The following is a 15,160-nucleotide window of genomic DNA, read 5'->3' as shown; positions in this document are numbered from 1 at the left end:
AATGGCTTTTTTATTTGTTCAGAATAATCATAATTTAAGTATCTCTTCGTTTTATCTTTCGCCAAAGAATTGTCTAAAAAACGAATTTTGCAGTCTAAAGAAAACAGTAGTCAAAGCTGGATTTCTAGGTTAAAACATTTGGACAGGCTTGATGTATGCAGGATTTATACATCGCATAAGTTTAATGAGCTTATAAAAATTACGGCAGAGAAGCCGTTTTGGCATAAAAATCGATAAAAGCATAAGGAGTATAGGATGCTTGGCAATATGATGTTTCAGCCTTTATTGATCAGCAGCATGATTGAGCATGCGGGGCGCTATCACTCAGATACTGTGATTATTTCTAAAAATACTGATTTAAGCATCACAGAAACCAATTGGGGTAAAGTCCGGAATAATTCTAAACGCTTTGCGAATGCTTTAAACAGCTTAGGCGCAAAGCTGGGCGACCGCATTGCCACAATTGCATGGAATAATCATCGCCATTTAGAATCTTGGTATGCCATTTCAGGCAGCGGCATGGTCTGCCACACCATTAACCCAAGGTTATTTCCAGAGCAGCTGGTGTTTATCATTAATGATGCAAATGACAAAGTCATTTTATTTGATAAAACCTTTTTACCGCTGATTAAAGCAGTGAAACCCATGCTGAAAAGCGTAGAGCACTTTATTTGCCTGGATGCGCCTGATGCTGCCGTTACGGAACAGGTGCCTGATGTTCAATTTTATGATGATCTGATTGCGCAGCACTCCGAACAATTTGCATGGCCTGAATTTGATGAGCTGACGGCAAGCTCTTTATGTTATACATCCGGTACAACAGGCAACCCTAAAGGCGTGCTGTATAGCCACCGTTCTACAGTTTTGCATAGCTATGCTATTTGCATGCCGGATTCACTGAATATCTCTGCACGCGATATTATGCTGCCTGTTGTGCCTATGTTTCATGTCAATGCATGGGGGACGCCATATGCCGCAGCAATGGTGGGATGCACCATGGTGTTGCCAGGGCCGGGATTAGACGGTGCGAGCTTGGCAAATATGATTGATACCTATAAGGTTTCTGTCGCTTTAGGTGTTCCAACCATTTGGCAAGGGCTGATTAATGCCGCCCAGCAGTCGGGAACCAAGCTGGAAAGCCTGAAGCGCAATGTTGTCGGGGGATCTGCTTGCCCGCCAGCCATGATGAAAGTGTTTAAAGAGCAATTTGATTGTGAAACCATTCATGCATGGGGCATGACTGAAACCAGTCCTTTGGGCACGTCTTGCCAGTTTAAAGCGAAGCATCAGCATTTAAGCGATGAAGAAAAGCTGCAAATTCGATTATCGCAAGGCCGTCCGCCATTTGGTGTAGACCTGCGTATTACGGATGAAGAAAAAAGCACACATGAGATTGAGCGCGATGGAAAGACCTCAGGCAATCTTCAAATTAAAGGGCATTGGATTATCCATAATTACTTCGGTAAAGCCGAATCGACCTTAACCGCGGACGGCTGGTTTGATACTGGCGATATTGCTACTTTAAATGAAGATGGCTATTTGAAAATCAGTGACCGTTCCAAAGATTTAATTAAATCCGGCGGCGAATGGATTTCTTCAGTCGAACTGGAAAATATGGCGATGGGCCATCCTAAAATTGCCATGGCCGCGGTGATTGCGGCGGTACATCCTAAATGGGATGAACGTCCAGTACTGATTGCTATTAAAAAACCAGATGCTGATTTATCTGAAATAGAAATTTTAGGTTACTACGCAGATAAAGTGGCGAAATGGCAAATTCCAGATAAAGTCATTTTTGTGGACAGCATTCCTTTAAGCGGCACAGGAAAAATGCTGAAAAAAGATTTGCGTGAACAATATGGAAACGTGCTGCTGAACAGCTGATTTATCTGGCGAGAATTAAATGACGCATCTGCAAAAGCCCAATCTAAACGGATTGGGCTTTTGTTTAAAAGAAGGCGGAGTCATCATGCATATAAAAATCTTTCATAGAAACATAAAAAAAGTTCAATGGGTTAATCGTGGCGGTTTTCTCGTAATTGCTGCTTAAACAGAGTAGATTAAGGCTTCTTGCTTCAACTCTCTGCAGTTTAGTTACGACATGTTTTCCAGCTGGATTCTATTTACTTTGATGGCCGCTTTTATGCAGTCATGGCGTAATGCTTTTCAAAAGCAATTAAGCGCAACGGTCGATGTGTATGGCGTGACGCTTGCACGGTTTTTATTTGGTTTTCCTTTCGCTGTTTTGTATATCTTCTGGCTGTACCAATCGCATCCTATTCAGCTGCATGCCAGTTTTACAGCCATGTTTTGGGTGTATATTTTGATTGCGGGATGCAGTCAAATTTTAGCCACCATCTTGATGGTGATGCTCTTTAAGCAAAAGAATTATGCCGTTGGAGTGGGGCTTGCAAAAAGTGAAGCCATTTTAGCGGCATTAATTGGCGTCATGCTTTTGCAGGAGCATTTAAGCTTGCTTGGCTGGGCCGGGGTGGTGATTGGCGGCGCAGCGGTTTTTTTACTCAGTAAAGGGCATCAGCAGCAAAAGCTGTCTTTATCCACCTTAATGATTGGTGTTGGCAGCGGTTTAAGTTTTGCCATTACATCCCTTTTGGTTCGGGAAGCCAGCCTTGAATTAAGCGCTTTACCCTTTTTACACCGGGCGGCTTGGGTGCTGCTGTGTGTCATTGGTTTCCAATGCATCAGCCTGCTGCTTTATTTGATCATATTCAGCCGGAAAACACTTAAAGCCATGTGGCAGCGGATAGGTTTAACCTTTAAAGTCAGTGTCTGCAGCTTTATGGCATCCTTGGGCTGGTTTAGCGCCATGAGCATGCAATCGGTTGCGATTGTCAAAACATTAGGGCAGATTGAAGTTCTGTTCAGTTTATTAATTTCGGCGTATTTTTTTAAAGAAAAGCTGGCCCGCAGCGATCATTGGGGACTGTGTTTAGTGGTCATTGCCGCCATTATGGTGATTTGGGCATAAGCAGGGCAAATAGTGCATTTAGCCGCTATTTTCTTGAAGCGCACCAATGGAGTACCCAGGGCCAAAAAGGCAAAAACTGCTTCAAATGATGAAAATACAAGAGAGATAAATAATTTATCTCCATTTTTGTGCTGAGTAGATGTATTATTTCCCACAGAATATACTTTTATAGAAGAACTGCTGAGTACCGCATGGCAACGAATCCTTATCAAAATTTTTATAGAAAATTCACAAAGAAAGTTTTAGATAAAATTGTCAGTCCGCAAGTTTTGGGCGATACGCAAGTTTTAGAAAATAAAATTAACATTGATAATCCTGAACAGTTTCCTGTCTGCTATGTCATTCAGGACGACTCAACCTCAAATAAAGTGCTCATTGATAATGAAACGGAAAAGCGTCAATTATCTTCGGCTTTCGCGCCATTGAGCTTAGGCGAGTATCAAGAGGATGATTCTTTTTTAACTTTGGAAGCCAGCAAGAAAAATGCGTCTTCCTTCTATCCAGACAAGCTGATCCGCTTAGTAGAATATTTGCTGAAACATCCTGAAAATGATGTGCTGCTTGTGCCTGTCACTGTTTTATGGGGGCGTTCGCCTGAAAATGAGGACAGCTGGTATAAAGCGTTAATGGCTGATGCATGGACAAAGCCGACAGGCATTAAGCAGGCTTTAAATATCACACTGTATGGTCGTGAAAACTATATTGAATTTCATCAGCCGGTATCGTTGCGTGGTCTGATTCAAAAAGCCTTGGAAGTCAGCCCGAACTTTTCACCTGCGCATTATGTTGTGACTGAGCTGAATACGCTGTTCAATCAATATAAAGAGGCAATCTTAGGGCCCGATTTATCAGATCGCCGCAATGTTATTAATAAACTGATGATGACAGATGCGGTCAAAGAAGCCATTTTAACGGAAAGCATTCATAAAAAAATCAGTGTCAGCCAAGCAGAAAGCTTAGCAAAAAAATATTTAGATGAAATTGTTTCGGACTATTCATATTCAACCATCCGCTTTGCTGATATTGCCTTAACCAAGCTTTGGACACAGCTGTATGACGGGATTGAGGTGCACAATTTTGATATGGTGCGTGAACTGTCCAAAGATTATGAACTGGTGTATGCGCCGTGCCACCGCAGCCATATTGACTATCTGCTATTGTCCTTCGTGATTCATAAACGCGGGTTAATGGTGCCGCATATTGCAGCTGGCATTAACTTGAATATGCCAATTGTTGGGCAGATTATGCGCGGCGCCGGCGCGTATTTCATCCGCAGAAGTTTTAGCGGCAATGCGCTGTATACGGCGGTATTTAAGGAATATGTGCATAGCTTGCTGAGCCGCAATACGCCGCTGGAATACTTTATTGAAGGCGGCCGTTCACGTACGGGCTTATTATTGCCGGCTAAAAAAGGCATGCTGGCGATGACCATCCAAAGCCATTTGCGCGGCGACAGCAAGCCCATTGTGTTTATTCCGACCTATTTTGGTTATGAAAAACTGCTGGAAGGTTCAACCTATATTAAAGAATTAGGCGGGCAGAAAAAGCAGGCCGAATCCTTATTCGGCTTGCTGAAGTCGATTCAGAAGATTGAAAAAGTGTTTGGTAAAGTGCATGTGAATTTTGGCGAACCGGTCTATTTAGATGATCTGCTGCAGCAGAACCAGGCGCCTGAACATGTCACTTTAGAGGAAGAACTGCCGGATACTGTTAAAAGCGCCGTAAATGCAATTGCTGAAGATATTTTAGAAAATATCAATAAAGCTGTGGTGATTAATCCGGTAAGTCTAATTTCATTGGTACTGCTGAATGCGCCAATGCATACTCTGGCTGAACGCGATGTGCTGCTGCGCTTGGAACAGTTCCGTAATTATTTAAAACAGAACCGCTATGATGAGCGGATGCAAATTACCGAGCTGTCGAATCAGGAAATTATTCAGTATGCAGTTCAATTAAAACAGATAGAGTTTGTTGAGCATGATAACGAGCGCTGGGTAAAAGTTTGCGACAAGCAAGACGCGCTGCTGAAATATTTCAGCAACAACATTTTGCATACCTTCATTTTAGCTGCTCTTACGGCGCATATTCTGAAAGCGCAGTCAGAAAATAGCCAAAACCTTACTGTTGATGATTTATCTGGGCAAATCATTCAAGCTTATCCCGAAGTCAAAAAGCAGTTTTTCCTAAAATGGACTGAAGCTGAATTATTGGCGCAAATCAATAATGTCCTTGAGTATTTTGAGTCAGAGCGTTTGATTGACCTTCAAGAGCAGCGCATACAAATTAATGATGCGGATGATTCTTTAAGATTTCTGTCAGCATTTGCGCACTTATATGAACTGAATCTGCAAAAAGACTAAATTCAGCAGAGGAACATCATGATTTATTCAAGATCTCTAAAAAAAGCCAGACCGTGAAAACGGTTTGGCTTTTTTCGTTCATACAGGCTTCAGAAAATATTGCTGCAATGGCTCTGAATAGCTGCTTGTTCTTTATGCTGTTTCTATTAAATATTCAGGAAAGCCAGACAAAAGTTATCAAATGCATTAAATCTCTTTATAATACGGCCCATCTTTAAAGAATTGGCGTTTGGGCAGTTGAGAAACTTTCAAACGCATTCGGATTCTTGTCATTTTTTAGTTTTTCAGTCAATTTTTGCTCCGCGATTCAGCTGATTGATACAAATTTTAAGTTTTATGCGCCATACGCAAACGCATAAAAACATTTAGGTGCCTGCATGGAAATCAAAGTCAATTATCTCGACAACCTTCGACAAGAAGCGAAGTTTGATGACTTCACGGTAATCGCCGATCAGCCGATCCGCTATAAAGGTGATGGCTCAGCGCCTGGCCCATTTGACTATTTCTTAGCATCATCAGCGCTTTGCGCCGCGTATTTTGTGAAAGTGTATTGCGCAGCGCGCAGCATTCCGACAGAAAATATCCGGCTATCACAAAACAACATTGTTGACCCTGAAAACCGCTATAAGCAGATTTTTAAAATTCAGGTGGAACTGCCAGCAGATATTTCTGAAAAAGACCGTCAGGGCATTCTGCGTTCAATTGACCGCTGCACAGTGAAAAAAGTTATTCAAACTGGCCCTGAATTTATCATTGAAGAAGTAGAAAGTATTGATGCGGATGCGCAAGCGTTGCTGATGCCGAACTCAGCGTCAGAAAGCAGTACATTTATTCCCGGAAAAGATCTGCCTTTGGAAGAAACCATTGCCAATATGTCAGGTATTTTGGCAAATTTAGGCATGAAAATTGAAATTGCGTCATGGCGCAATATCGTGCCGAATGTTTGGTCCCTGCATATCCGCGATGCGCAGTCGCCAATGTGCTTTACCAATGGCAAGGGTTCAACGAAAGAAAGCGCCTTAGCGTCTGCATTGGGCGAGTTCATTGAACGCTTAAACTGCAACTTTTTCTATAACGATCAGTTTTGGGGTGAAGACATTGCCAATGCAGAATTTGTGCATTACCCAGATGAAAAATGGTTTCAGCCAGGCCCCAATGGCGAGCTTCCTAAAGAAATTTTGGATGGCTATACGCGTGGAATTTATGACCCTGAAAATGAACTTCTAGGCACACACTTATACGACACCAATTCAGGCAATACTGCGCGCGGTATCTGTTCTCTGCCTTTTGTCCGCCATTCAGATGGTGAAACGGTATATTTTCCATCAAACTTGATTGAAAACTTGTACCTGAGCAATGGCATGAGCGCAGGCAATACCTTAGCTGAAGCGCAAGTGCAGTGCCTATCTGAAATTTTTGAGCGCGCCGTAAAACGTGAAATTTTGGAAGGTGAAATTGCGCTGCCAGATGTTCCAGCAGATGTCTTGGCCAAATATCCAGGCATTGTTGAGGGGATTAAAGGTTTAGAAGAACAAGGCTTTCCAGTGCTGGTGAAAGATGCGTCTTTGGGCGGTCAATTTCCCGTCATGTGCGTGACCTTAATGAACCCGCGTACTGGCGGTGTTTTTGCCTCATTTGGCGCGCATCCTAAATTGGAAGTGGCTTTAGAGCGCAGCTTAACTGAATTGCTGCAGGGCCGCAGTTTTGAAGGCTTAAATGATTTGCCTAAACCGACCTTCAGCAGCAATGCGGTCACAGAGCCGAACAACTTTGTAGAGCATTTTATTGACTCTAGCGGTTTGGTTTCTTGGAAGTTTTTCAGCGCAAAACCTGATTATGACTTTGTCGAATGGGATTTCACCAGCCAAGGTGAAAATGCCAATGCTGAAGAAGCCCAAGCCATGTTTGACATTCTTGAAGAGATGGGTAAAGAAGTTTATATGGCGGTTTACCAGCATTTAGGTGCGACTGCTTGCCGTATATTGGTGCCTGATTATTCAGAAATTTATTTGGTAGAAGATTTAATTTTGGACAATACCAATAAAGCGCTGGCTTTCCGTGAAGACATCTTAAATATTCACCGTCTAGATGAAGAGCAGCTGGAAATGCTGGTTGAGCGTTTAGAAGACGTTGAAGCCGATGACTATACGGATATTGTCACATTAATCGGCATCGAATTTGATGATAATACAGTGTGGGGGCAGCTGACAATTCTTGAACTTAAGCTGCTGATTTACCTTGCTTTGCAAGAGTTTGAAGAAGCAAAAGAATTGGTTGAAACCTTCCTGCAATACAATACCAATACGGTTGAACGCGGATTATTCTATCAATGCTTGAATGTCGTTCTGGAAGTAGAACTGGATGATGATCTGGATTTGAATGATTATGAAATCAACTTCCGCCGAATGTTCGGTGATGAACGCATGGATGCGGTGATTGGTTCTATGGACGGCAGCATCCGGTTTTATGGTCTGACTGAAACCAGTATGAAGCTTGAAGGCTTAGACCGCCATTTACGCTTAATTGACAGCTATAAAAAACTGCATGCTGCGCGTGCAAAAGCTGCCGCTCTGAATTGATCACGGTCCTGTTTTCAAAAAAGGCTTTAGATAGATTCTAAGGCCTTTTTTGATGCATAACGCCTTAAGGCATATTATTGCTAAGCTTGGCCGCGTATGGCTTTTAAACCCGCGAGCGAAAAGGCTTTTAAATGCATGGCTAAATCATGTGCATCCATATTGGAAACACTGTGCAATCGGCTGGAAGGGTTAGAACCTGCCAAAATCAGCATAAAACATGGCGCCAAGACGCTTAATATGCAAGGTAAAAGCTGAGGATGGTCAACAGGAAGGCCTGAAGCGTCACTGATCATTTGGCGCACCAATACAAATTTGCGTGCGCCATCCTGTTCAATAAACTGATTCAGCTGTGCAGAAGACGCCAGCAGCTCACGCATCAGCACTTGGCTATACCATGTATTGCCAGATAGCAATTTCACAACTAATTTTTCAAAGAACATCCCAAGCTTGTCTTCGGGAGAAAGATTCGAAGCCACTAAATCGATTAAATCCTGTTCATCAAAATATTGCCGATGGGCTTCCGTTAAGATCGCTTGGTATAAGCCGTCTCGTCCCTTAAAGTGATAGTTGATGGAGGCTAAATCCACATCTGCCGCTTCAGCAATTGCTTTATTGCTGGTCATGGCAAAACCATGCTGTGCAATTAATTCAGCTGCGCTTTGCAGAATTTTCTTTTTAGTGACATCACCGTCACTGCGCCTTAAGCGATGCATATTTCAATCAAGCTAATTTCATTTCATACATTGGAGTATATATTTTTTTGCTATTTCTATGATAGTTTAAATCTAATTTAAACTAAGAATCACGACAGATCGTTTTGGGGGGCTTATGAAAAAGGGGGGAATTGCTGCCATCATTGCAGTTTTACTGATCGTTATTGCTGCTGCCGTTTGGTATTTCAATAAAGATCAAAAATCAGACCAAGCCCTGACCCTGTTTGGAAATGTGGATATTCGGCAAGTGTCTTTAGCTTTTGAGCAAAGCGGCCGCATTCAGCAAATGAATGCGCAGGAAGGCGATCATATTCAAAAAGGGGATGTGCTTGCGAAACTGAACACTGATGCCCTGAATATTCAGCTGCAGCAAGCCGAGGCCCAGCTTAAAGTGCAGCAACAGACGGTGATTGAACAAGATGCTGGGACAAGGCCAGAACAGCTTGCACAAGCAGAAGCGCAATTGGCTTCTGCGAAAGCGCAATTTGATAAAGCTGAAAAAGACTTAAAGCGCTTACAGGTTTTGTTTCATGACACTGCGGGTCAGGCCATCAGCAAGCAGGAACTGGATTATGCTCAAAGCAATCAGGCAACGGCTGCTGCTTCTGTCAAAGAGAAAACGGCCAATCTGGCTTTATTAAAAAATGGGGCGCGTTCTGAAGACCGTGAAGCGGCTAAAGCGCAGTTTGATGCCTCTAAAGCCAATTTAGATTTGATCCGTTATAAAATTCAGCAAAGTGTTTTAACTGCGCCAGTCAATGCCGTAGTACGCGCTCGCCTGCAAGAGGCTGGCGATATGACTACAGCGCAAAAACCGGTTTATACATTGGCATTAACAAACCCGAAATGGGTGCGTGTTTATGCCAATGAAAAAGACCTCAATGCAATTCAAATGGGCGCTGCAGCGCAAGTCATTCGTGATTCACAGCCAAATCACCCGATTGATGGAAAAATTGGCTATATCTCTTCAGTTGCGGAATTTACGCCAAAAACAGTACAGACTGAAGATATCCGCACCACGCTGGTGTATGAAGTTCGTGTACATGTGAATGACCCGCAAGATACCATTGAAAATGGGGCAGCCTGTAACCGTTAAAATTGCCAGAACGCATTCAGAGTAAACGCGCATGATAGATGCTCAGGAAACCTATGTTGTGGTCGCAAAGCATTTACGCCAAATTTTTCCTGCGGCTGTAAAAAAAAGTCCCGATATCTGTGCGCTTCAAGATTTTAATATTGCCATCAAAGCAGGGCAGTTGACAGCCTTGGTTGGGCCTGACGGTGCAGGTAAAACCACTTTTTTGCGCTTAATTGCAGGTTTGTATCAGCCGAGTGCCGGTTCACTTGAAGTGTTGGGTATAGATGTCGCTAAGCACCCGCAGCAGATACAAGATCGTATTAGCTATATGCCGCAGCGCTTTGGCTTATATGAAGACCTGAGTATCCAAGAAAATTTGAATTTATATGCAGATTTGCATGGCGTGCCGCAAAAGGAGCGGAAAGAGCGGTTCGCACGGTTATTGGCCATTACCGATCTAACCCGATTTACAGCGCGCCCGGCAGGGAAGCTGTCTGGCGGCATGAAACAAAAACTAGGCTTAGCGTGCACTTTGGTGCGTTCCCCTGAATTATTGCTGCTGGATGAACCCAGTGTCGGGGTTGATCCATTATCACGGCGGGATTTGTGGCAGATTATTCAGCAATTGGTGGCAGAGGAAAATCTTAGCGTCATTATCAGTACTGCGTATATGGATGAAGCGGAACGCTGCGCGGAAGTCTATGTCATGTACGAAGGGCAAATTTTAACCCAAGGCAATCCGGAAGCTTTAAGTGAACAGGTGCGTGGGCTGACATGGCAAGCGAAGCCGCCAAAGGACATGAAAGCCCGACTCTTGCAGTCACACTTATTAGACCTGCCGGCATATATTACAGATGCAGTGCCTAAGGGCGATGTTGTGCGTTTTATCACTACAGCGCAATACCCGCAATTGGCGCCAGAACATTTGCCTGCACAGACACAGGTTGAAGCGCGTAAGCCAGAACTTGAAGATGCATTTATGCTGCTTTTGCATCAAGCGCAGAATAAAAAAAGCAATGAATCCAATATCTCAGACAGCAGTGATCATCGTTTGATTCAAGCAATGCCTAGAGAAGATGAGAAAAATCTGCAGCCTGCTATTGCAGTCAAGAATTTAGTCCGTCAATTTGGTGATTTTACCGCTGTTGCCAGCACTTCATTTGACGTACAGCGCGGGGAAATTTTTGGTTTGCTGGGGCCTAATGGTGCAGGTAAAACCACGACTTTTCGCATGCTGTGCGGTTTATTGCCTGCCAGTTCTGGCACTTTAGAAGTTGCAGGGGTGAACCTCCGTTATGCGCGTGCTGAAGCGCGGCGTAAAATTGGCTATGTATCGCAAAAGTTTGCGTTGTATAGCAATTTAACGGTACTGGATAACCTTAAATTTTTTGGAGGCGCTTATGGGCTCAGCGGTAAAAATCTTGCTTTGCAAATAGAAAAAGCCCTGCACCAATTTGAACTCAATCCTCATGCCAAAAGCGGCGATTTGCCCAATGGCTTTAAACAGCGGTTATCGATGGCCGCGGCTTTATTGCATCAGCCTGAAATTGTTTTTTTAGATGAACCTACCAGCGGAATTGACCCGCTGGCGCGGCGTGCATTTTGGTACACCATCGGTGAACTTGCCAATCAAGGCATCACGATTATTATCACCACGCATTTTATGGAAGAAGCAGAATACTGTGACCGCATCGCGATACAAGATGCAGGCAAAGTTTTAGCATTAGGTACGCCTAAACAAGTCCGTCTGCAGGCTGGCCTAGAGCAAGCGCATGACATGAACAGCGCCTTTATTGCTATTGTTGAACAGGCACGGAGGCACTGATATGAATTTTAATGCTTTTGTCCGCCGTTTAGTGGCTCTAATCGGCAAGGAAAGCAATCAATTGTTGCGCGATAAAAGCAGCATGGCAATTGGTTTAATTTTGCCAATTATCCTGATTTTATTGTTTGGCTATGGTTTGTCATTTGATTTGACGAATGGCCGAGTTGGCGTGGTTGTACAGCACAGCACGCCGCAAAGCGATCAGCTCATTTCAGGCTTAAATGGCAGCACTTATTTATCCGCTACGCCGTTTACCAATTTTCATGAGGCCAAAGAAGCAATGGGGCGGGATGAAATTGACGCGATTGTCAATGTGCCTTCCGATTTTGCGGAACAGCGTGAAAATGGCAATGCCAGTATTCAAATTATTACCAATGGCCGTTCCACCAGTATTGCGTCTGCTTTGCAAGGCTATATTTCAGGCGCTTTTGCCACAGCGCAGGCTATTCAGGCAGACCGAAGCAATGCAGAAAGCGCTGCTGGAATCATTACCGTTGAACAGCGGATGTGGTTTAACGAGTCGGCAAACAGTACTTGGTTTTTAGTCCCAGGTTTAATTGTTTTAATATTAACTCTTGTTGGAGCTTTTCTGACAGGGCTGTTGATTGCTCGAGAACGTGAACGCGGTACGCTGGAAGCCTTATTTGTGACTCCTGTTCGGCCTTTAGAGTTAGTATTGGCAAAATTAACGCCGTATATTGTGATTGGCATGATTGATATTGTAGTGTGCTTATTGGCAGCATCACTCATTTTTGATGTACCTATACGCGGTTCTCTGCTTTCTATTGTCAGTGCATCTTTTCTCTATCTGATGGTATCGCTGCTATTGGGTTTAACTATTTCAGGATTTTCATCCAGTCAGTTCCAGGCCAGCCAAATGGCTTTATTGGCCAGTTTTATGCCAGCGATGATGCTATCTGGATTTGTATTTGATACCCGCAATTTACCTGTAGTGATACAGGTCATTAGTCAAATTTTACCTGCAACACATTTCATGACCCTCATTAAAACCTTATTTTTAGGTGGCGATGATTGGCGCTTGTGGCTTAAAGAATGCGGCATTTTAATAATTTATATTGTAGTGCTGACCACAGCATCGTGTATTTCACTGAAAAAGCGTTTGAGGTAATTCAATATGGGTTCTTTTTCTGCATGGCTGAATTATCTGATGGTGCTGGTCAGAAAAGAGTTTTTGGCTATTTTTAGTGACCCGGCCAATCGGACGATTTTATTTGCACCTGCGCTAATTCAGGCCTTATTGTTTGGTTATGCGGCCAGTTATGACGTCAATCAGGTGGATTATGCCGTGCTGGATCAAAGCCATGGGCAAGCTTCTGCGCAATTACTGCAGCATTTGGATGGTTCTGGAATTTTTAAGCGTACAGCGACTTTATACAACAATGATCAGATTCAGCAGGTTATTGATGAGCGTCAGGCTTTAGCGGTGATTACCATTCCAAGCGATTTTGAAAATAAGCTGAACCAAGGTCAAAGTTCCGCGATTCAAGTCATTTTAGATGGTCGTAACTCTTCAACAGCCAGCATGGCAGGCGCATATATCAACAGTGTAGTTGCAGGGGTGAATCAAGAGCGGGAAGGCGCAGTGTCGAATGTAAATATTCAAACCCGCGTTTGGTACAACCCTAATTCAGAATCGCGCTGGAGTTTAATGCCTTCATTGATTGCTGCTTTAAGCATGATGCAGACCTTGCTGTTATCCGCGTTATCTGTCGCACGAGAAAGAGAACAGGGCACTTTTGATCAGCTTTTAGTCACGCCGTATACGCCATTGCACATTATGATTGGCAAGGCTTTGCCACCGATATTTGTTGGCTTGATGCAATCGACTATTATCTTGCTGATCATTTTATTTTGGTTCCAAATTCCTATGAATGGTTCCTTGGGTTTACTGTATTTTGGTCTAGTTTGTTTCAATATTGCAGTTGTGGGCGTTGGCCTGTCTATTTCCGCCGTGTCTTTAAATATGCAGCAAGCAATGCTGTATACTTTTTTTCTGATAATGCCGATGATGCTGCTGTCAGGCTTGCTGACGCCTGTACAAAACATGCCACATTTCTTGGAAATTGCAACCTATGCAAACCCGTTAAGATTTGGCTTAGATTTAATTCAGCGGGTGTATTTAGAAGGTGCGACATTAGGCCAAGTAAAGTGGAATTTTGTCCCGTTTGTTTTAGCCGTACTGACCTTGCCTCTAGCTGCATGGCTGTTTAGAAACAGACTCTCTTGACCAAAAGTATTTCCCAATCAGAGTTATAGGCGTGTTTTAGATAGTATTTCTGACCACTTCATACTGCAATAAAAGCTGTGGTCGGATGAAACCTGCAGGGCAGTTTGCTAGTTTTAGTGCGCTCGACTTTTCCACGAGATGTTGAAGAGATCTTTAGCAAATCAAGAGAAGCCGATATTCACCATCAGTTTCAATAGGCGCTCTATGCACACAGGGTAAAACTTTCTGAGTTGGATGATCGACTGCGAGCCGCCAAAGATGTCCTAAGCCGAAATTTACCGGTTGTGCATTGGGTTTGAGTTGATAATGTAAATCAAAGAAATATTCTTCTAAAAAGTTTTCAAATTCAGCTTCTGGGCCATCATGCAGCTGTTTAAGCTTTTCACGAATTTCTGGAATCAAAATCTTTTGTTCGACTTGATCATTAGATACAAGATCACTTGCGGCACCATGATAAGTACATAAAAAAGTATCGGTTTCGATAGGTGAACGATCTACATGAAATGAATAGACATCAGTCGAAAAAAAATCTAACTCATCATCACGTTCATAGTTTTTGAGCAAATTCAGGGAAGGCGAAGCGCCACAATCGGCCAATAGCTGCATATCATTTAGGATGATGTCCCTTGCTAAATTGCCTTGTTCTGTAAGCTGTAATGCTAAAAGATCTTGCGTAGAAACTTCTGTAATGTTTTCAATTAAATGAAGCTTAGTTACAATTTCTTTAAAATCTCCAATCAAATTCCGATGCCAGCAAACCGCATTAACCTCGCCGTGAAAATGCAAGTTGATAAGTTCAGAAAAGTTAAAAACGGTACTGATTTGACTGCTGTTAGAAAAATGATGCTTCATATATAAGCTAAATAAAAACTATAACCAATCATAACATCAGCTTTATAGAAATGAGGCGAATCCCTCGAATCTTTCTAAATGCTCAATACCTAATATGAATATTCAACTCGAAGAAGGGCTTAGAAATACGACCGCCAGTTTTGATCCTGACCGCNTAAAAACTATAACCAATCATAACATCAGCTTTATAGAAATGAGGCGAATCCCTCGAATCTTTCTAAATGCTCAATACCTAATATGAATATTCAACTCGAAGAAGGGCTTAGAAATACGACCGCCAGTTTTGATCCTGACCGCATTGCGCATTTAGCCGTTTTGGATATTGCGCCATTTGCCTATCAGCAGAACCACAATGCTCCAGTTTTATTTATTAATGGTTAATGCTATGCATTTTTGCAGATTCACGATGCTGAGCTGTGGCAACAACTGAGGTTGCGCAGGCCACAGTCTTGGATATACTATTTAACATAATATACATTATACGAAATGGTATAATTAAGCCTTTAATTTATATAT

At 42.8% G+C, this 15,160-nt stretch carries 10 protein-coding genes and 1 pseudogene; 9 read left to right on the top strand and 2 right to left on the bottom strand.

From position 1 onward, the window contains the following. The first annotated feature begins 255 nt into the window (after positions 1 to 255). The 4 genes from OKC24_RS10680 (at position 256) to OKC24_RS10665 (ending at position 7,928) form a co-directional block, all read left to right on the top strand. Positions 256 to 1,884 (top strand): long-chain-fatty-acid--CoA ligase, encoded by a 1,629-nt coding sequence (locus OKC24_RS10680; RefSeq protein WP_131275692.1) that lies wholly within the window; start codon positions 256 to 258, stop codon positions 1,882 to 1,884. Between the two features lie 217 nt (positions 1,885 to 2,101). After that, entirely contained in the window at positions 2,102 to 2,989 is an 888-nt protein-coding gene (locus OKC24_RS10675; RefSeq protein WP_130146989.1) for a DMT family transporter, read from the top strand. Positions 2,990 to 3,180: 191 nt separating this feature from the next. Next, positions 3,181 to 5,349 carry a glycerol-3-phosphate 1-O-acyltransferase PlsB gene (gene plsB, locus OKC24_RS10670; protein WP_130146991.1) on the top strand — a complete coding sequence of 723 codons (2,169 nt, stop codon included), beginning with the start codon at positions 3,181 to 3,183 and terminating at the stop codon, positions 5,347 to 5,349. Between the two features lie 377 nt (positions 5,350 to 5,726). After that, positions 5,727 to 7,928: an OsmC domain/YcaO domain-containing protein gene (locus OKC24_RS10665; protein ID WP_131275693.1), complete on the top strand. Its 2,202-nt coding sequence runs from the start codon at positions 5,727 to 5,729 to the stop codon at positions 7,926 to 7,928. Positions 7,929 to 8,008: 80 nt separating this feature from the next. Here OKC24_RS10665 and OKC24_RS10660 read toward each other — a convergent pair whose 3' ends face one another. Beyond that, the gene (locus tag OKC24_RS10660; RefSeq protein WP_265465048.1) at positions 8,009 to 8,641 is read right to left on the bottom strand and encodes a TetR/AcrR family transcriptional regulator; all 633 of its coding nucleotides are present in this window, start codon (positions 8,639 to 8,641) and stop codon (positions 8,009 to 8,011) included. Positions 8,642 to 8,756: 115 nt separating this feature from the next. On the opposite strand from OKC24_RS10660, the pseudogene OKC24_RS10655 reads away from it, so the two are divergent. The 4 genes and pseudogenes from OKC24_RS10655 to OKC24_RS10640 all read left to right on the top strand — a co-directional run bounded on the left by OKC24_RS10655 (position 8,757) and on the right by OKC24_RS10640 (position 13,792). Continuing rightward, positions 8,757 to 9,762: pseudogene (locus OKC24_RS10655) on the top strand (HlyD family secretion protein). Between the two features lie 6 nt (positions 9,763 to 9,768). Then, positions 9,769 to 11,544 (top strand): ATP-binding cassette domain-containing protein, encoded by a 1,776-nt coding sequence (locus OKC24_RS10650; protein ID WP_265465047.1) that lies wholly within the window; start codon positions 9,769 to 9,771, stop codon positions 11,542 to 11,544. Between the two features lies 1 nt (position 11,545). Next, on the top strand, positions 11,546 to 12,673 hold the full coding sequence (locus OKC24_RS10645; protein ID WP_130147001.1) for an ABC transporter permease: 1,128 nt from the start codon (positions 11,546 to 11,548) through the stop codon (positions 12,671 to 12,673). Between the two features lie 6 nt (positions 12,674 to 12,679). Continuing rightward, positions 12,680 to 13,792, top strand: coding sequence for an ABC transporter permease (locus OKC24_RS10640; protein WP_130147003.1), 1,113 nt, complete (start codon positions 12,680 to 12,682; stop codon positions 13,790 to 13,792). A gap of 153 nt (positions 13,793 to 13,945) precedes the next feature. Here the strand turns inward: OKC24_RS10640 and OKC24_RS10635 are convergent, their stop codons facing one another. Beyond that, on the bottom strand, positions 13,946 to 14,644 hold the full coding sequence (locus OKC24_RS10635) for a DUF1826 domain-containing protein (protein WP_130147005.1): 699 nt from the start codon (positions 14,642 to 14,644) through the stop codon (positions 13,946 to 13,948). Positions 14,645 to 14,881: 237 nt separating this feature from the next. On the opposite strand from OKC24_RS10635, the gene OKC24_RS10630 reads away from it, so the two are divergent. After that, complete coding sequence (locus OKC24_RS10630) at positions 14,882 to 15,025, top strand: hypothetical protein (protein ID WP_228257613.1); 144 nt, start codon at positions 14,882 to 14,884, stop codon at positions 15,023 to 15,025. Positions 15,026 to 15,160: the final 135 nt, after the last annotated feature.

It is taken from the genome of Acinetobacter entericus (assembly GCF_026168575.1).
Classification (GTDB): Bacteria; Pseudomonadota; Gammaproteobacteria; order Pseudomonadales; family Moraxellaceae; genus Acinetobacter; species Acinetobacter bouvetii.
Note: the sequence above shows the minus strand (reverse complement) of the source record. Positions and strands in the feature narration are given on the sequence as shown.

Bases quoted from the DNA above. Each gene is read 5' to 3' on its own strand.
- OKC24_RS10660 (WP_265465048.1), bottom strand. From the start codon at position 8,641: ATGCATCGCTTAAGGCGCAGTGACGGTGATGTCACTAAAAAGAAAATT.
- OKC24_RS10635 (WP_130147005.1), bottom strand. From the start codon at position 14,644: ATGAAGCATCATTTTTCTAACAGCAGTCAAATCAGTACCGTTTTTAAC.
- plsB (WP_130146991.1), top strand. From the start codon at position 3,181: ATGGCAACGAATCCTTATCAAAATTTTTATAGAAAATTCACAAAGAAA.
- OKC24_RS10665 (WP_131275693.1), top strand. From the start codon at position 5,727: ATGGAAATCAAAGTCAATTATCTCGACAACCTTCGACAAGAAGCGAAG.
- OKC24_RS10630 (WP_228257613.1), top strand. From the start codon at position 14,882: ATGAATATTCAACTCGAAGAAGGGCTTAGAAATACGACCGCCAGTTTT.
- OKC24_RS10675 (WP_130146989.1), top strand. From the start codon at position 2,102: ATGTTTTCCAGCTGGATTCTATTTACTTTGATGGCCGCTTTTATGCAG.
- OKC24_RS10640 (WP_130147003.1), top strand. From the start codon at position 12,680: ATGGGTTCTTTTTCTGCATGGCTGAATTATCTGATGGTGCTGGTCAGA.
- OKC24_RS10650 (WP_265465047.1), top strand. From the start codon at position 9,769: ATGATAGATGCTCAGGAAACCTATGTTGTGGTCGCAAAGCATTTACGC.
- OKC24_RS10680 (WP_131275692.1), top strand. From the start codon at position 256: ATGCTTGGCAATATGATGTTTCAGCCTTTATTGATCAGCAGCATGATT.
- OKC24_RS10645 (WP_130147001.1), top strand. From the start codon at position 11,546: ATGAATTTTAATGCTTTTGTCCGCCGTTTAGTGGCTCTAATCGGCAAG.